The 19,110-nt window shown below is 66.5% G+C and carries 7 protein-coding genes and 3 pseudogenes; all 10 read right to left on the minus strand.

The genetic code is table 11. The features are described 5' to 3' along the window. Positions 1-73 precede the first annotated feature (73 nt). Positions 74-844, minus strand: a complete 771-nt coding sequence (locus Bsp3421_RS12050; RefSeq protein WP_273996188.1) for a 2OG-Fe(II) oxygenase — start codon at positions 842-844, stop codon at positions 74-76. 38 nt (positions 845-882) lie between these two features. Beyond that, positions 883-2,595, minus strand: coding sequence for a cyclic peptide export ABC transporter (locus Bsp3421_RS12055; RefSeq protein ID WP_273996189.1), 1,713 nt, complete (start codon positions 2,593-2,595; stop codon positions 883-885). Positions 2,596-2,759: 164 nt separating this feature from the next. Next, positions 2,760-2,972, minus strand: coding sequence for an MbtH family protein (locus Bsp3421_RS12060; RefSeq protein ID WP_273996190.1), 213 nt, complete (start codon positions 2,970-2,972; stop codon positions 2,760-2,762). A gap of 81 nt (positions 2,973-3,053) precedes the next feature. After that, entirely contained in the window at positions 3,054-6,737 is a 3,684-nt protein-coding gene (locus Bsp3421_RS12065; RefSeq protein ID WP_273996191.1) for an amino acid adenylation domain-containing protein, read from the minus strand. A gap of 79 nt (positions 6,738-6,816) precedes the next feature. Beyond that, a pseudogene (locus tag Bsp3421_RS34350) lies at positions 6,817-7,101 on the minus strand (condensation domain-containing protein); the annotation flags it as partial. Positions 7,102-7,183: 82 nt separating this feature from the next. After that, a pseudogene (locus tag Bsp3421_RS34355) lies at positions 7,184-7,546 on the minus strand (condensation domain-containing protein); the annotation flags it as partial. Continuing rightward, entirely contained in the window at positions 7,428-12,176 is a 4,749-nt protein-coding gene (locus Bsp3421_RS12075; protein WP_443111437.1) for an amino acid adenylation domain-containing protein, read from the minus strand. The gene Bsp3421_RS12075 and the pseudogene Bsp3421_RS34355, both read right to left, overlap by 119 nt. Then, a complete protein-coding gene (locus Bsp3421_RS12080) occupies positions 12,173-15,697 on the minus strand; it encodes an amino acid adenylation domain-containing protein (protein WP_273996194.1) in 3,525 nt (1,174 codons plus the stop codon). The genes Bsp3421_RS12075 and Bsp3421_RS12080 overlap by 4 nt, the downstream gene beginning before the upstream one ends. A gap of 128 nt (positions 15,698-15,825) precedes the next feature. Beyond that, positions 15,826-16,065 (minus strand): annotated as a pseudogene (locus Bsp3421_RS34360) (hypothetical protein); the annotation flags it as partial. After that, positions 15,998-19,090: an amino acid adenylation domain-containing protein gene (locus Bsp3421_RS12085; protein ID WP_273996195.1), complete on the minus strand. Its 3,093-nt coding sequence runs from the start codon at positions 19,088-19,090 to the stop codon at positions 15,998-16,000. The pseudogene Bsp3421_RS34360 and the gene Bsp3421_RS12085, both read right to left, overlap by 68 nt. Positions 19,091-19,110: the final 20 nt, after the last annotated feature.

Raw genomic sequence — 19,110 nt, forward strand, 5'->3', positions numbered from 1 at the left:
GCGGAATCCGCGGCACATGCGCGTTTGCGCGGGCCATGGCCGCGGCGGGACTTTGCCGCAGCCGCGTGCGCCTCTAACGGCGAAATAGCCGCAAGCTCGCGTCGATGGTCAAGCGACGAAACACCGGCGCGTCGACGTACCGACGCATCAGTTCGCCCTGCCGTTGGCGCACCCCGGCCTCGGTCAGAAAAAAACCGGCGACCGTGAAACGCGGCGCCTCGGCCGATGCGTCCACGGAACTGACCCGATGCGGCGTGCCGCCCTTGATAAAGACGAGCCGATTCGGTTTCGGATAAAAGAACGTGCCGCGATCGAGACCGTCGATCTTTTGCGCGCGAGAGAGTTGCCTCAGATCGGGCAGCGGCGCGGGCTGGACGCACAGTTCGCCGCCCCAGTTCGCGTCCCACATCGCCGACGCGTAGAACACGAAGGCCCCGCTATACACCTCCGTGTCCCGGTGCCAGAGCAGGCCCGCGCCCGTGTTGGAACGATAGAAATCGCGCGTGTAGCCGAACCAGCGATCGTCCATCTTCCCCACGACCGGTTCGAACAGGTGCGCCAGCGTGCTGAACCGATTCGTGACCAGATCGGCGGCATTTCCCGCCGGCACCGCCTGCACGACCCGCCCGCGCGCCGTCTCCCGTGCCAGATCCGGCGCGAGCGTCTTGCCGGTGGACGTGAGATGAATGCTGCTGTTCAGCGCGTAGCGCACGTTCTTGCCGATGAAATTGATGCGGCCAGGAAAGCGGCGCGCCGCGATGTATTTCGACACCACGTCGAATTGCTCCGGCTCGAGGAAATCGTCGATGACCAGCAAGTGGTCTGTCGAATAGGTCGCCTTCATGATGTCAGTGCCTCGTTGGATTCGCCGTATAACAGGCGCTATTCAATGTTCGGAGCGCGTTCGTCGTCGCGAACCGGATAGACGTCGGATGCGCCACGCCCCTGCTCCGGACGCGGAGATCCGTTGCGTTCGACGGAGTGAATCCGTCCTGCATCCATCCGGACGAGCAGATCAGCGCGATGATGGAATCGATCGTCATGCGAGATAACGAAGATCGTTTTGCCTTCGGCGCGGAGCCTGGGCAAGAACGTCTCGTAGAAATACGCCCTGAATTCCGGATCCTGGTCGGCGGTCCACTCGTCGAAGAAGTGGATCGGCTTGTCCTCGCTCAGCGCCAGCGCCAGCGCGAGGCGTTTGCACTGCCCTTGCGACAGGGCCTTTACATCGAGCCGCCCGTTGCGCTGCATGCGCGGCGCGAGCTTCAATTCGCGCACCAGGCCGTCGAAGCGCCAACGCGAGCCCGTATCCAGCGCGGCCGGGTCGCGCGCGAACAAATACGCATCGCTGAACACCGCATTGAACTGGTCGCGATAGGCAGGAAAATCGTCGGAGACCGGCTGGCCGTCGAGCAGGATCTCGCCGTTCGTCGGGACGTAGAGTCCCATGATGATCTTGGACAAGGTGGTTTTGCCCGAGCCGTTGCCGCCGACGATGAAGACCAGATCTCCTCGCTCGACAACCAGCCCGACGTCCCGCAGGCCGAAGCGATGGTCGCCGTCCGCGTCATATCGGAAGCCGACATGACGCAATTCCAGGTGCCGCCAGTCGGCCGGAAAAGCCGCGCCGCCTCGCGGTTTCCTCTGCTCGGCTTCGCGGCCCAGACGCCCCTGAAGCTCCCTGATGCGCCGGAGCGCGACCATCGCCTCGCCCAGCACCGGCAGACGCATGATCGCGTTCTGGATCGGCATATTGAGAAACAACAGGGTGAGGACGAAACTCATGGCCAGGGCGGGATCGAAACCGCCATATATCCGGTGGACGAACGCCGTGACGCCGATCAGCAGGAAAAAAGCAATGGCGCTCACCAGTCCCGCATTCTGCTGACGCACCTTGACATCGATCAAGGCCGAGGTGGCGCGGTCGAGTGACGAAAATAGATCGTCATGCATGAATCGCACGGAGAATCGACTGTCCAGCTTCAATTCCTTCGCGCCGCGAATCAGATCCTCACTGAAACCAAAAAATTCATCATTGATTTCAAACGCGCGCCCGAGCGGCTTCGACAACCGGTTCAAATAAATCTGATAGAGAACGACCGTGGCGACGATGACGATGCATACGGCGGCGGCGGCTTGCGCCGACAACATGAAAAGATAGACGAGCCCCCCAATGACCGTGACGACGGAGGCGATGACGGCGATCAGGCTCGACAGGGCAGCCGCGACGATATTCGCGTCGCGCCCCATCACCGCCTGCTTGAGGTGATGAGACACCCGTTCGCTGTCGATCAAGGGCGCGCGAAACAACTGTTCGGCAAAGCGCCGCCGAACCGCCGCCGCGGCCAACTCGCTGATGCGCACGACGCTGATCTGCAGATATCCCAACACCAGGAGATAAAGCAGCACGCCCAGCAGGAATTGCCAGAAATGCCATGGCAAATCGACCTGCGAGGCGTGCCGCAGCGTCTCGCCGACCAGGGACACGAGTGCGATGTTCAGCGCACCGCTCGCCACCGCGGATATTGAAAGCGCAGCAAGGCTTATCCGCCTGGTACCGGTAAGCAACAGGAAGTCGTTTACTTTGGAAAGCATGAAAACCTTCGGCATACCGGCCCGTCGGTGATTTCCACCGAACGCAACAAGAGATGAGCGCCCCTCGAATAATAAGCGTGACTTATATTAAGAGGAATTTTGGCAAAAACATCAACACCTGCTCCAGCACATCCCGGTAATGAAAGACGCTTCTTTTCGGATGACTAGGATGCGCCGTCCATGGCAAGCCTCAGGCTGCGCGGCCGCATATCGACCCAGACTTCTTCGATATAGGCCAGGCACTCGGCCTTCACCCCCCGCTTTCCCGCCTCACGCCAGCCAGGCGGCAATTCACGCTCGGACGGCCAGATGGAATACTGCTCTTCATCATTCATCACGACGACATATTCACGCGTATCTTCGTATTCTGCTGTCATACGACCTCCCAAGGTGACGATCAATTGTACAAGGATTCGATTGAGATTAAATCTCTTTAAAGAAAAATTTCCAAATCCCGATCAAATAGCAAGATCAAAATCCTCATCCAGATAATGAGGGGATTTCAGATGCGCGAGTTTCTCCAATGCAACGTCGTGCGCATTGGCGACTGTATTTGCCCAACGGTGCATTTTCTCGATGAGGTTGATTGCCGTTTCTCGACGATAAACATCGGTGGCGTACTCGATGCTGATCCTCCAGTCGTCGGCGATCGGCACTACCTCGACTTTCAGATCGAACAGGCTGCGCCGCACTTCCTGCGGACACGCCAGAACCCGCGGCTCGTCGCCTGCCGCCTCGGCTTCCGGCGGCTCGTCGTGGATGGTCTGCACGATCAACAGCAGATCGAACGGCAAGGTTCGGGCCCGCGAGTCGGCCGGTGCTTCGTCGACGACGAGATTGAAAGGGTAGTCCTGATGGTCGAACGCGGTGGCCGCCCGGTCGCGCACGGCATCCAGCAGCTGCACGAAACTCCATGACGGATCGATCGGGCAAACCAGCGTCAGCGTGTTGACGAAGAAGCCGACCGTTTCGTCGACGTCGCGATGATGACGGCCGGATGCCACGGTCCCGATCGAGAAGCGAGCGTCGCCCGTCCACTCATGCAATGCGCACAGCAGCAACCCCAAGGTCAATGTGAAGTCGGTTGCGTGCGCAGCCGTCGCGAGCTCACGCAAGCGGCGCACGACGTCCGCAGATAAACGGTCATGCACGATCGCGCCTCGGTAGCTGGGGCGGCGCGGCCGGACCACATCCGTGGGCAATGGCCGGCACGCCCGCGCCTCACGCAGCAGCGCGCGTTGATAGTCGCGGTCGGCGTCGAAGCCGCCTTCCTCGATCAGCCGGTTATGCCACGCGGCGAAATCGCGGTATTGCACGCGCGGCGGGGCGGCATGCGCCGTCTGCCCCCGCAGCGCCGCCCGATAGGCGCGCGCGATGTCGTTGCCCAGCAGGGACATCGACCAACCATCGACCACGATATGGTGCATGCTCAGGCAGAAGCGATGCTGTGCGGCCGCCCCCCGTACGCATACCGCCCGCAGCAGCGGACCGCGGCTGAGATCGAACGGCGTATTCAGCGCTTGCTGGAGCACCTGGTCGGCGATTCGATCAAGCGACGCGTCGTCGTCCGCGACAAGCGTCGACACCGATGCGGGCATCTCCGCATGAACCACTTGCACGTAATCGCCTTCGTGCATGTGGTAAGTCGTTCTCAGGATTTCATGCCGTGCAGTGACGAACTCGAACGCAGCCCGCATCGCGGCCTCGTCCAACGTCCCCATCCATTCGAACTTGTAGGCCTGCACATAGGCCAGCGCATCCATCTGGTCCGTCAAGAGAATACGCCGTTGCGCGTGCGATACCGGATAGAACGGGCGGGCCGGCTGACGCTCGATCGGCGGCAGCGCGGCACGGCGCGTCGCGCGGATATTCTTGGCGATGTCGCCGATGGTCGGCCCGAGGAACAGTTGCTTGACGCCGAGTCGAACGCCGAATTCCAACTCGATGGCGGCAAGCAGGCGCGTCGCGCTAAGCGAATGCCCTCCGGACATGAAAAAGTCCTGATCCGTGCCTTGGACCGGCACGCCGAGGATGCGAGCGAACAGAAGAGCGACCCGTTCCTCGAACGTGTCGGCCAAACGTCCCGACGACATGTCGGTCTCGCCCGCACGGGAAGGCGCGGGCAGCGCGCGCCGGTCGAGCTTGCCGTGCGCGGTCAGCGGCATCGCCTCCAGCCGGACCCACTGCTGCGGCACCATGTGCGCCGGCAGACGCCCCAGCATCGCCTCCCGCAGCGCCGATGCGCCCTGCCACCGCGCCCCCTCATCCAGCACGACATACGCCACCAGCTGCGGATCGCCGTCCGCTCCCGTCCTGACTTCGACATGCGCGTCCGCCACCCCCTCGCATCCCCGCAGCGACTGCGCAATCTCCCCGGGTTCGATCCGGTATCCCCTCAGCTTGATCTGCTGGTCGATACGCCCTAGATACTCCAGCGTGCCGTCGCGACGGCGCCTGCCCAGATCCCCCGATCGATACAGCCGGGCACCCGCTCCCCCTCCGAACGCGTCCGGCACGAATCGCTCCGCCGTCAACGACGCCCGCCCCAGGTAGCCTCTCGCCACCCTGCGCCCCCACGTGGATTTCCCCGCCGCACCCGGCGGCACCGGCTGCCCGCTCGCGTCCAGCAGGTACACCTGGAGATCCCCCAACGGATCGCCCACGCTCCGGTGCGCCTTCTCCGGATCGAGAATCTCTCCATAGGTGACGTGCACCGTCGTTTCCGTAATCCCGTACATGTTGACGAAACGCGTGCCGCCGTCCCCCCCATGATGCGACCACCACCGGGCCAGACGCCGGCTGTCCAGCGCCTCTCCGCCGAAGATGACCCACTTCAGGCCCCAGCCCGGCGCCGACTCGATGAATCCGGGCTGCTGCAGCAACTGGAAAAATGCCGACGGCGTCTGGTTCAGCACGCTCACGCGCTGCTCGCGCAACAGTTCGCAGAATGCGCGCGGCGCACGCGCAACCCAGTGCGGCACCATCACCAGCCGGCCACCATGCAGCAGCGCACCCAAATCTCCCAGACCGAAAAGTCGAACGCCGTCGAATGGAAGCAACTCCACGTCTTCGGCTCCAAAACCGAATTGCTTGCGCGTCGTATTCAACAACCGCAGCACGTTCGCGTGCGTGACCTCCACTCCCTTCGGCGCACCCGTCGAACCCGACGTATAAATCACGTACGCCAGCCGCGCCGGTCCCGCGGCGCCCTCCTCCTCCGGCGCCGCCGCGTCATGCGCCTCGAGCGTCTCGATGTCCACCAGCGGCACGCCGACGCCCAGCGCTTCCAGATCCCCGCGCAGCGCCCGCTGCGTCAGAACCACCTCGACGCCGCTGTCCTCGATCAGATAGCGCAAGCGTTGCGCCGGGTATTGCGGATCCAGCGGCACATAGGCCGACGACGCACGCAAGATCCCCAGCATGCCCACCACCACGTCCGCCCCGCGCCCCATGCACAGGCCCACGCGCTTCTCCACCCCCAGGCCCCGCGCCGACAGGCCTGCCGCCACGCGAGCGCTGCGCGACCACAACGCCCCGTAGCTCACGCTGCCGCTTTCGTCCACCACCGCAATACGCTCCCCGCCTTCCGCGACGCGCTCGCCCAGTACCTCGGGCAAGCTGCGAGACGGCGCAAACGTCTGATCGTCGTTCACGAAGCCGTGCAGGACGCGTTCGCGCTCTTGATCGGACAGCAGCGGAATGGCGGAGCATCTGCGGCCTGGATCCTCCATCGCCTCGACCAGTACGCGGCGGAAATGGCCTGCCATTTGCCCGATCGTCTCGGCCTCGAAGAGATCCGCGTCGTATTGGAATTTGCAACGCAGGCCACGGTCCTGCTCCGCGACGGCCAACATCAAGTCAAATTTCGATGTTCGATTGAGTTCGTCCAGGAATGCCTCGTCCGCCTCGATGCGCAGTCCGGGCAGATCGTGCCGGTGCTGCGGCGTGTTCTGCAGCACCAGCATCACCTGGAACAAGGGCGCGCGGCCGAGATCGCGCTCGGGCTTCAGCTCCTGCACCAGCCGCTCGAACGGCAGGTCCTGATGCTGCTGCGCCTCCAGCGTCAGCTCCCGGACCCGCGCCAGCAGCGTGTCGAAGCTCGGATCGTCGCCCACCTCGCAACGCAACACCAGCGTGTTCACGAAGAACCCGATCAACCCCCTCCAGCGACTGTTCCCGACGGTTCGCCACCGGCGTCCCGACATTGAGATCGCTCTGCCCGCTGTACCGCCACAGCAGCACGTAGAACGCCGACAGCAGCACCATGAAGACGCTCGACTGCGATTCCGACGCCATACGCTTCACATCCGCCAGCACCGTCCCGTCCAGCTCGAAGCTGTGCACCGCACCCCGGTAACGCTGCACGCTCGGACGCGCGTAGTCGGTCGGCAATTCCAGCACCCCGCTGCTGCCCCGCTGCTGCTCGCGCCAGTACGACAGCTGCTGTTCCAGCCGCGCGCCGCTGAGCCACTCGCGCTGCCACTGCGCGTAGTCCGCGTACTGCACCGGCAACGCCGGCAGCCCGCTGTCGCGCCCCCGCTCGCGCAGCCTCGTAGTGCGCCGCCAGCTCGTCGACCAGCACCGACATCGACCAGCCGTCCGCGATCGCGTGATGCAGCGTCATGATCAGCACCGCGTGGGCATCGTCGCACTGGATCACGCAGGTTCGCCACAACGGTCCCTTCGCAAGATCGAAGCCTCGACCCGACTCCTGTCCGGCCAGCTCCCGCCAGCGCTGCCCCGCAGCCGCTTCGCCGCGCGAACGCCAGTCCTCGAAGGTCCACGGCAGCGGCTGCGCGTCGCGCGCCAGCACGTCCTGCCAGACGCCGGATTCATCCTGTTCGCCGCCGATCAGCACGGTCCGCAGGATCTCGTGCCGGTCCTGCAGCCGCTGCAACCCTTCCCGCAGCGACCCGCTGTCCGTTTCGCCATGCAGGTGCACCGTCACGCTGATGTTGTAGAACGCGCTGCCCGGCTCCAGCCGGTCCAGGAACCACAACCGCTGCTGGCCCCACGACGCCTCCCAGCGGCCCGCCTCCCGCCCGCCGGCGCAGCGCAGGCGCATCCGCCCGCCCAGCCGCTCCCGCCACGCACTCGGCCAGCGCGTCCAGCCGCGAATGCTCGAACAGCGTCTTGAGCGCCATCTCCACGCCCAGCCGCTCCCGCAGCCGCGCCAGCACCTGAGTCGCCAGCAGCGAATGACCGCCCAGTTCGAAGAAATCGTCCGTCGCGCCGATCTCCGCCCGGCCCAGCACCTCGCTCCAGATCTGCGCCACCGCATGCTGATGACGCCCGCGCAACGGCTGCCGATCCTCCCCGCCCGCCTTCCATGCCTGCCCGCCCAGATCCTGCAACCGCCCCCGATCGACCTTGCCGTTCGCGTTCAGCGGCAACGCCGGCAATGCCACGATGACCGAGGGCTGCATGTAGGCCGGCAATTCCTGCGCGAGCGCATGCTTGAGTTCGCCGGCCAGCATGCGGGCACGATGGCCGAAAGCCGGCGTGTTGCTGCTGCGACGGGCGATCATCGCGCGGTGAACACCTGGCCAGCGAATCACCGGTCGGTGAGTCTCCCCGTCCTCGCGCCGGATCAGCAGCGCGTCGAAAGCGCCATCGGCGCCGAGCCCGTCAAGGTAGACCCAGTATTGCGCGGCGTCGGCCAGCGCGGCCCACGCATCGGGATCCTGATCGAGCGAGCGCGACAGTTTCGCAAGCGCGTCTTCCACCCTGTCGCGCGACGCAGTGGGCATCCGCTGCAATAGCCCGGCGAGGCGGCAATCGTCGGCGCTGCGACGGTTGGCGATCGAGCGGAATGCCAGCACCTGCGGCCGATCTTCCCGCAGCATGGCGCAGACCTCGCTCGCATCCGCCTGCACCGTCGACCAGTCGATCCATTCCGGTTCGATCTCGCGCGCTGCGCATTCGACATGCATGACGACGTCGTAGCGGAACCGGGACAGCTCGTTCACATAGCCGCCGAGCTTGGGCCTGATTTCGACTGCGCTCACCCGCTGCGCCGAACGCGACCAATCGAGGAAAAACCGAGGATCGAGCGCCAGTTCGGTCTCGTGCGTCACCGCCTCGATGGCGCGTCGGTTGATCTCCGCCGCGGTAAGATCCGGCGCCGCCTGATGCCAGGCCACCGAGGCATGGAAGACGTCGAGCAAGCCCAGATGCCGCACGTCGCCGACGAACAGCGTTCCTCCCGGAGCCAGCGCGCGCACCGCGGCGTCCATGACCTGCTCAAGCTGAGCGGCGCTCGACAGGTACTGGACCACCGAGTTCAGTACGATGCAATCGAAGCTGCCATCGGCCAGTTGCGGCATCGCATCCGTTCCGCGCTGTTCGAGCCGCACCTTGTCCGCCATCTCGCCGAACTGCGGCAGCGTCTCTCGCAGATAGCGGATCGAGGTGCCGGAAATGTCCCAGCCTTCATAGCGCTCACACGACGCCAACAGCGGGAACATCAACAGCCCCGTGCCCACGCCGACTTCGAGGATCCTGCGCGGCCGCAACGCCTTGATCGAATCCACCGTCGCATCGACCCACGCGCGCATTTCGATGTCGGGCAGCGCGTCGCCGGTATAGCTGCTGTTCCAGCCGACGACGTTGAAGGCGCGTTCCTCGGCCGACGGCTCGGCATAGGTTTGGTCGAATACCTGCTCCCACGCCCGGGTCCGTGCCGTGTCGCCTGCCGCATCCGCCTGCTCCAGGCGCGGCACGACAAAGGCATTGAGCGCCCGCCGCGCGTCGTCGCCGCAAGCGACGACGGCGGCGTCGGTCACTTCCGGATGACGCATCAGCGCAGCCTCGATATCGCCGCATTCGATGCGGAAGCCGCGGATCTTGACCTGAAAGTCGCGGCGTCCCAGGAATTCGATCGAGCCGTCTTCGCGCCAGCGCGCCAGGTCGCCCGTGCGATACAGTCGTGCGCCGAGCCGGCCCGACAGCGCATCGGGCACGAAACTCGCCGCCGTCAGATCCGGTCGTGCCAGATAGCCGCGACCGACGCCGAGGCCGCCGATGAACAGCTCGCCACTCGCGCCGATCGGGGCCGGCTCGCCGCTCGGGTCGAGGATGTAGAGTTCGGTGTTGGCAATCGGCCGCCCGATTGGAACCGTCCCACGTTCATCGAGCCGACACTGCCAATGACTGACGTCGACCGATGCCTCGGTGGGCCCGTATAGGTTGTGCAGCGCGCAAGTCAGCCGTTCGAAACAGCGGTCGCGCGTGGCGGCCTTCAGTGCTTCGCCGCTGCAGACGATGCGCCGCAATGACGTGCATTGCGGCGCATGCGGCTGATCCAGAAAGCTCTGCAGCATCGATGGCACGAAGTGCAGGGTTGTCACACCTGCGCGGCGCACGAGGTCGACGAGCAGGCCAGGATCGCGGTGACTGTCCGGCGGCGCGATCTCCAGGCAGGCTCCCGTCAGCAGCGGCCAGAACAACTCCCAGACGGACACGTCGAAGGTGAGCGGCGTCTTCTGCAGCACCACGTCGTCGGCCTGCAACCGATATTCGTCCTGCATCCATTGCAGCCGGTTGCAGATTCCCTCGTGCGTCAACATGGCGCCCTTGGGCCGCCCGGTGGAACCGGACGTGTAGATGACATACGCCAGATTCCCAGGCCGGCAAGGCCACGGGGCATTCCCGTCGGCGGGCGACATCTCCGCGTCATCCGGTTCCGCGTCCAGTTCGATGATCGGCAGATCGATGGCGTCGAGCGCGCCGCGATGGCGAGCCAGCGTCAGCATGGCCATCGGAGCCGCTTCGACAAGCGTCGAGCGCATGCGCGCGGGTGGGCCGTGGGGATCCAACGGCAAATAGGCCGCGCCGGACTTCAGGATTGCGATCAGCCCGACCATCATGTCGAGCGAACGCTCGCAGCAAAGCGCGACCAGCCGGTCCGGCCCCGCCCCCAGTCCGCGAAGCCGGACCGCGAGGCGATTGGCTCGTTGGTTCAGTTCCTCGTAGCTGAGCGATGCGCCTTCGAAACGTACCGCGGTTGCCGAGGGGGTCGATGCGGCCTGGCTTTCGAAGCGACGATGCAGCAGGCGCGTGCCGCCCACATCCCTGGCCGTGGCATTGAAACCATGCACCACGATCTGCCGGTCGGCCGGCGACAACACGGTCAGGCGAGAGATCGGTTGCTTCAGCTTCTCCGACAGTTGACCCAGAAGATGGCTGTACCCCCTGGCAAGACGTTCCGCGGTGGACGGAGCAAAGCAATCCGTGCTGTAGCGGATCACGCCGTCCAGGCGGGATTCTCGTTCGGTGAACTCGAACGTCAGGTCGAACTTGCTGGTATGGCTTTCGTTGGCTGCGCTGCTGATCCGCAAACCGGGCAACCTGAATTCCGCCTTCGGCGTGTTTTGCAGAATGAATTCGACCTGGAACAAGGGCGCGCGGCCGAGATCGCGCTCGGGCTTCAGCTCCTGCACCAGCCGCTCGAACGGCAGGTCCTGATGCTGCTGCGCCTCCAGCGTCAGCTCCCGGACCCGCGCCAGCAGCGTGTCGAAGCTCGGATCGTCGCCCACCTCGCAACGCAACACCAGCGTGTTCACGAAGAACCCGATCAGCCCCTCCAGCGACTGTTCCCGACGGTTCGCCACCGGCGTCCCGACATTGAGATCGCTCTGCCCGCTGTACCGCCACAGCAGCACGTAGAACGCCGACAGCAGCACCATGAAGACGCTCGACTGCGATTCCGACGCCATACGCTTCACATCCGCCAGCACCGTCCCGTCCAGCTCGAAGCTGTGCACCGCACCCCGGTAACGCTGCACGCTCGGACGCGCGTAGTCGGTCGGCAATTCCAGCACCCCGCTGCTGCCCCGCAGCTGCTCGCGCCAGTACGACAGCTGCTGCTCCAGCCGCGCGCCGCTGAGCCACTCGCGCTGCCACTGCGCGTAATCCGCGTACTGCACCGGCAACGCCGGCAGCCCGCTGTCGCGCCCCGCTCGCGCAGCCTCGTAGTGCGCCGCCAGCTCGTCGACCAGCACCGACATCGACCAGCCGTCCGCGATCGCGTGATGCAGCGTCATGATCAGCACCGCGTGGGCATCGTCGCACTGGATCACGCAGGTTCGCCACAACGGTCCCTTCGCAAGATCGAAGCCTCGACCCGACTCCTGGCCGGCCAGCTCCCGCCAGCGCTGCCCCGCAGCCGCTTCGCCGCGCGAACGCCAGTCCTCGAAGGTCCACGGCAGCGGCTGCGCGTCGCGCGCCAGCACGTCCTGCCAGACGCCGGATTCATCCTGCTCGCCGCCGATCAGCACGGTCCGCAGGATCTCGTGCCGGTCCTGCAGCCGCTGCAACCCTTCCCGCAGCGACCCGCTGTCCAGCTCGCCATGCAGGTGCACCGTCACGCTGATGTTGTAGAACGCGCTGCCCGGCTCCAGCCGGTCCAGGAACCACAACCGCTGCTGGCCCCACGACGCCTCCCAGCGGCCCGCCTCCCCGCCCCGCCGGCGCAGCGGCACCTCGTCGAGTTCCGCGCCAACGCCTCGCTGACGCAACAATTTCAGCAGCAACGCGCGACGTTGCGGCGAGAGTCCTTCAAGTTGGTCGGACACGCTCATATGATCCCCTTCGAATGCATGCTCCCGTCGCTGGAAGCGGAAATGCCCGTGGCAGAGGCCTCCTGATCGTCGCCAAGCTCCGTTCGAGCGAGCAGGCGCTCCACTTCGGCATCATCGAGTCCATCGAGCGCCTGCAAGGCGCTCTCCATTGCCTGCGCGTCGCTCGATGCGAAAAGGTCGTCTTCCACGCGCCTGGCCAGCATGGCGGGCGAAGGGAACATGAACACGTCGCGCACCTGGATCTGCAGCTTCAGTCGTTCGCGGATCACCGTCGTCAAGCGCACCGCGGACAACGAGTTCCCGCCAAGATCGAAGAAGCTGTCCTCCACCCCCACTGGCCCGCACGCCAGCACCGCTTCCATGCACCGGCACAGCTCCGCCTCGGTCACGCTCGCCGGCCCGCCCTTCGCCTCCACACCCCCGTCCTCGACCGGCTTGAGCCTGCGACGATCCAGCTTGCCGTTCGCCGTGCGCGGCAACGCCTCCAGCCGATGCAGGCCCCGCGGCTGCAGATAGCCCGGCAGGCGCGCTCGCAACTGCCGCCTCAACTCCGCCGCCTCCACCTCGCCCACCACATACGCGTCGAGCGCATTCCCCTCCGCCGTCCCGACCACCGCCACCGCCGCCGCGCTCACCCCTCTCAACCCCAGCAGCGTCGCCTCCAGCTCCCCCGGCTCCACCCGCACGCCACGGATCTTCACCTGCTCGTCCCGCCTTCCCAGATACTCCAGGCATCCGTCCGGCCGCACCCGGACACGGTCTCCCGTCCGGTACAAACGCGCTCCCTCGCGCCACGGATGCGGCACGAAACGTTCCGCACTCGCACCCGGACGACCCAGGTAGCCCCGTGCCAGCCTCGTTCCTCCAACGTACAGCTCCCCCGATCCGCCCGCTATGCTCGGCATCATCCCTTCGTCCAGCACGTACAGTTCCGCACCTTGCAGCGCCTCGCCGATCGGCACCCGCGCCCACGGCTGCGCCGTCTCCGCCACTTCGCCCCAGCTCGCGCACACCGTCACCTCGGTCGGTCCGTATGCATTGATCAGCCGACGCCCCGCGCCCCAGTCCCGCACGATCTCCCAGCTGCAACGCTCTCCCGCGCTGACCAGCGTGCCCAGCGCCGGCAGCCCCCCGCCCGGCAACAGCTGCAGCAGCGCCGGCGGCAGCGTCGCGTGGCTGACCGCTTCCTTCTCCAGCCATGCCACCAGACGGTCCGCTTCCCGCACGTCCTCCGCCATCACCAGGCACGCGCCGCTCAGCACGCTCGTAAATATCTCCGACACCGACGCATCGAAACCGATCGACGCAAACTGGCATACCCGGCTCTCGGCGCCGATACCGAAGGCCGCGATCTGAGCCTGCGCCAGCTCCAGCAGCCCGCCCCGCGTAATCGACACGCCCTTGGGTCGGCCCGTCGAACCCGACGTGTAAATCACATAGGCCAGACCCGCCGCCGGCATCGCCTCATCGCTGTATTCCGCATCGCGCTGCTCCGCGCCTTCGGCTTCGCACGCCGACAGCAGCACGCTCGCTTGCGGCCCGATCCGCTCGACCAGCGCCGCCGTCGGCCCGTGCGTCAGCACCAGCGACAGGCCGCTATCCTCGCGCAGCATCCTCAAGCGCGCTTCCGGCAGTTGCGGGTCCAGCGGCACGTAGGCCGCATGCGCCTCGAGAATGCCCAGCATCCCCACGATCAGATCCGGCGTGCGCTCCATGCACAGGCCGATCCGCGTTTCCGGCCCCGCGCCGCGTTGCCGCAGCGCCTGCCCCACCGCGCGGGCACGCCGCCAGAGCGTCGTGTAGTCGAGGTGTTCGCCGGCTCCGCTCACCGCCGAACGCGCACCATGCCGCCGCCCCGATTCGCGCAGCGCGCGCAGCAGATCCCCTGACGGCGCCAGCCCCGGAACTCGCCGGGGTTCCGGTGCAGCCTCGCATCGACTGATCCGACGCGACGGCGTCCGGACCAGTTCCGCCAACAGCCGCGCATACCCATCGGCCAATGCCGATGCGCTGCCCGGCGCAAACAGGTCCGTGTTGTATTCGAGCGCCGCGTACAGGCCCTGCTCGTGCTCGGTCAACTGGAGGCTCAGGTCGAACTTCGCGGTTCCCGGTTCCATCGGTTCCGCCTCGATGCGCAGTCCGGGCAGGTCGTGCCGGTGCTGCGGCGTGTTCTGCAGCACCAGCATCACCTGGAACAAGGGCGCGCGGCCGAGATCGCGCTCGGGCTTCAGCTCCTGCACCAGCCGCTCGAACGGCAGGTCCTGATGCTGCTGCGCCTCCAGCGTCAGCTCCCGGACCCGCGCCAGCAGCGTGTCGAAGCTCGGATCGTCGCCCACCTCGCAACGCAACACCAGCGTGTTCACGAAGAACCCGATCAACCCTTCCAGCGACTGTTCCCGACGGTTCGCCACCGGCGTCCCGACATTGAGATCGCTCTGCCCGCTGTACCGCCACAGCAGCACGTAGAACGCCGACAGCAGCACCATGAAGACGCTCGACTGCGATTCCGACGCCATACGCTTCACATCCGCCAGCACCGTCCCGTCCAGCTCGAAGCTGTGCACCGCACCCCGGTAACGCTGCACGCTCGGACGCGCGTAGTCGGTCGGCAATTCCAGCACCCCGCTGCTGCCCCGCAGCTGCTCGCGCCAGTACGACAGCTGCTGCTCCAGCCGCGCGCCGCTGAGCCACTCGCGCTGCCACTGCGCGTAATCCGCGTACTGCACCGGCAACGCCGGCAGCCCGCTGTCGCGCCCCGCTCGCGCAGCCTCGTAGTGCGCCGCCAGCTCGTCGACCAGCACCGACATCGACCAGCCGTCCGCGATCGCGTGATGCAGCGTCATGATCAGCACCGCGTGGACATCGTCGCACTGGATCACGCAGGTTCGCCACAACGGTCCCTTCGCAAGATCGAAGCCTCGACCCGACTCCTGGCCGGCCAGCTCCCGCCAGCGCTGCCCGGCAGCCGCTTCGCCGCGCGAACGCCAGTCCTCGAAGGTCCACGGCAGCGGCTGCGCGTCGCGCGCCAGCACGTCCTGCCAGACGCCGGATTCATCCTGCTCGCCGCCGATCAGCACGGTCCGCAGGATCTCGTGCCGGTCCTGCAGCCGCTGCAACCCTTCCCGCAGCGCCCCGCTGTCCAGCTCGCCATGCAGGTGCACCGTCACGCTGATGTTGTAGAACGCGCTGCCCGGCTCCAGCCGGTCCAGGAACCACAACCGCTGCTGGCCCCACGACGCCTCCCAGCGGCCCGCCTCCCCGCCCCGCCGGCGCAGCGCAGGCGCATCCGCCCGCCCAGCCGCTCCCGCCACGCACTCGGCCAGCGCGTCCAGCCGCGGATGCTCGAACAGCGTCTTGAGCGCCATCTCCACGCCCAGCCGCTCCCGCAGCCGCGCCAGCACCTGAGTCGCCAGCAGCGAATGACCGCCCAGTTCGAAGAAATCGTCCGTCGCGCCGATCTCCGCCCGGCCCAGCACCTCGCTCCAGATCTGCGCCACCGCATGCTGATGACGCCCGCGCAACGGCCGCCGATCCTCACCGCCCGCGTTCCATGCCCGCCCGCCCAGATCCTGCAACCGCCCCGATCGACCTTGCCGTTCGCGTTCAGCGGCAGGCGCTCCAGCATCAGGTAACGCGCCGGCACCATGTAGCCCGGCAATCGTTCCGCCAGATGGCGTTGCAGCCGCACGCGCAGCGCCTCCGGCTCAACCGCCGTGCGCGGCGCGCAGCACGCAACCAGCCCCTGCGCGCCTCCCGAACCCGACGCCAGCACCACCGCCGCCGCCTGGAGTTCCGGATGCGCCGCCAGCACGCCCTCGATCTCACCCGCGATCCGGTGCCCGCGCAACTTGATCTGCCGATCCGCCCGCCCGATGTACTCGCTGCCCATCCCAACGGCTGCGCACCAGGTCGCCCGTGCGATACAGCCGCTGCCCCGCCTCGAACGGATCCGGCACGAACCGTTCCGCCGTCAGCCCCGCCTTCCCCAGATATCCTCGCGCCACGCCCCGGCCGCCCAGGTACAGTTCGCCCACCACCCCCTTCGACACCGGCTCCAGCCGCTCGTCCAGCACATGTGCCACCGTGCCCGGCAGCGGCCGGCCGATCGGAATCGTTCCTTCATCCACCGACGACGCCTCGACTTCGGTACTCGTCGCGACGACCGTCGCCTCGGTTGGCCCATACTGGTTGAAAAGCCTGAAAGGCATTCCCGCTCGCGGCCGCTGACGCAATGCCTCCCCTCCCGTCAACAGGTAGCGCAACGACGCGGTCGCATCCCACGGTTCGGACAACAGTTGTTCGCACAGGACCGTCGGCGCAAAGCAAAGGGTGATGCGGTGGTCCGTCAGCCAGCTTCGCCAGGCAGGCACGTCGAGCCGCAACGCGTCGTCGACCGGATAGACCGTACCGCCCGCGCACAGCGTGGGCCAAAGCTCCCAAACCGCCGCATCGAAGCCAAGACCCGCAACATGGGACGATCGGGTGGCAGCGCCAAGCGCAAAGCGATCGATATGCCACTCGACCAGCTCGCTCAGCCCCTCCTGGGTGATCTGCACTCCCTTCGGCGCACCGCTGGAACCGGACGTGAAAATGACATAAGCGAGCGACGCGTCATCGAGGTCAGGCTGAGCAAGCCGCGGCAAACGCGGCGCACGCACGCTCTCGACCGGAACTACCGTCGTTCCTTGCCAGAAGTCGAGCCACGGCTCGTCCGTGACGATGCACGCACAGCATGCGTCGTCTGCCATCGCCTTCAGGCGCGCGGGCGGCAATTCGGGATCCAGCGTCAAATAGGCCGCCCCGGCATACCAGACGCCGAGCGAGGCCGCGAACAGGTCGCCGCCGCGCGGCAGCATCACACCTACGACGGATTCGGGCCGGACGCCCTGCGCGCGCAATCGGACGGCGAGCTGCGCCGCGCCGTCGACGAGATCCGCGTAGCTCCAGGTCCGACGATGGTCGATCACGGCGGGCGCTCCGCCGTTGCGATCCGCCTGCGCGACGACCTGTGCGAGCACGCTGCGGGGGAGAGACTGCCGGCTGCGCACGGCGCGCGCGGCTTCGACGCACGCCGCGCGCGCGGCGCTGTCGAGCTGTCCGACGCGCGGACGCTGCCGCGGCGCATCCGCGATCTGATCGATCGCCTGTCGATACAACGCAAGCGCCATTTCCAGGCGAGGCAGACTCCATCCCGGAATCGCGCAGCTCAGCGTCAGCCTCAGGCCGCCATCGATCGGATCGGTGGAAAATCCCGCAACGAGCCCGAAGTTGGTCTGTTCGAACACGTCGACCGCCCGCGGCATCAACGCACTCCGGGCGCGCACCGCGTCGTAGACGTGGAAATGGGTGAAGTTGAAAATCGTGTCGAACGGCATCGGCTGCCCGCCTTGCGCCCATGCCTGAAGCACCGGATAGCGGCGATAGGCCATCGCGTCGCGCTCCTGCGCGAACAGCGCCTCGGCCGTCTCGATCCAGTCCCCGGTCACGGTCGACGCCTCGTAGGGCAGCACGTTCAGGAACAGACCCAGCGCCCGCTCAGCCCGCTCGACTTCCGGACGACCATGATGAACCGCAGCCGTCGAAACGCTTCGCTGTCCGGTGATCGCCTTCAGCACTTCGCCATGCGCGGCCAGCAGCATGACGCGCAGCGGCAATCCGGCGCTCGAAGCGCGCTTGCGTAACCGATCGACGAGCAACGGCTCGAAATGAATCGTCGCCCGCTGCAGCGCCCCGTTCGCGACCTGGCGCGCGGACAGCCTGGCCGTCGGCATCGCATCCATGCGCGCTTTCCACCATTCGGCCGCCGCGTCGGAGCGAAGCATCGCGCGCTCGAGCAACACATAGCGATGCATCACGCCGACACCGTTTGCCGCCGTCGCCGGCGATGGCGTCCTGTCATGGTAGGCGGTGATCAGTTCCGACAAGAAGCTGGCCACGCTCCAGCCGTCCAGGATGGCGTGATGGAAGCACAGCACCAGTGCGAACGCATCGCCTTCGCGCACCTGCACGCGCATGCGCCACAAAGGCGCTGCTTCCACGTCGAACGGAATCCGCTTGTCGTCTTCGATCAGCGCATTCAGCCACGCGGCATCGTCGGCGGCATCGGTCGCGTCCTCGACGACGAGCGGCAGCGGGGCCGTACGCAGCACCCATTGCAAGGGTTCGGGGTGTGCGTGCAAGCGGAACACGGTTCGCAATGCCGGATGCGAAAGCACGCATGTCTCCAGAGCGCGCTCGAAGTCGACGCGATTGAACACGCCGGGAAAACAGAGTGCAAATACGTCGCGATAAGCTGCGGCCTCACGCTCGCGCTCCGCGTGAAACACCATGCCTTGCTGCAGCTTCGTGAGCGGATAAACCGCCTCCACATCCGCGGGCCCATCCTGGAGAGCGGCCTCGGGAAGGTCGGCTTCATCCGGTTCATTATCGACCGGCGTCTCCAGATGATGCGCGAGCCGGCGTACGCTGGGGTGCCGGTAAAGTTGTTCGACGCTGAAGGCGCAACCGTGAGCGCGCGCCGCGCGCTGCACGCCGAGCACGCGGATCGAATCACCGCCAAGGTCGAAAAAATTGTCGTCGAGGCCAACCTCGGAATGCCCGAGCAGTTTCGCCCAGACCGCGCATAGCAGTTCCTGCGTCGCGGTCAGTGGCGCCCCGTCGGCGCTGCGCTCCCCGTCGCCCGCACCAGAAGGCGCGGGCAGCGCGCGCCGATCGAGCTTGCCGTGCGCGGTCAGCGGCATCGCCTCCAGCCGGACCCACTGCTGCGGCACCATGTGCGCCGGCAGACGCCCCAGCATCGCCTCCCGCAGCGCCGATGCGCCCTGCCACCGCGCCCCCTCATCCAGCACGACATACGCCACCAGCTGCGGATCGCCGTCCGCTCCCGTCCTGACTTCGACATGCGCGTCCGCCACCCCCTCGCATCCCCGCAGCG

The sequence above is a fragment of the Burkholderia sp. FERM BP-3421 genome, from assembly GCF_028657905.1.
GTDB lineage: Bacteria > Pseudomonadota > Gammaproteobacteria > Burkholderiales > Burkholderiaceae > Burkholderia.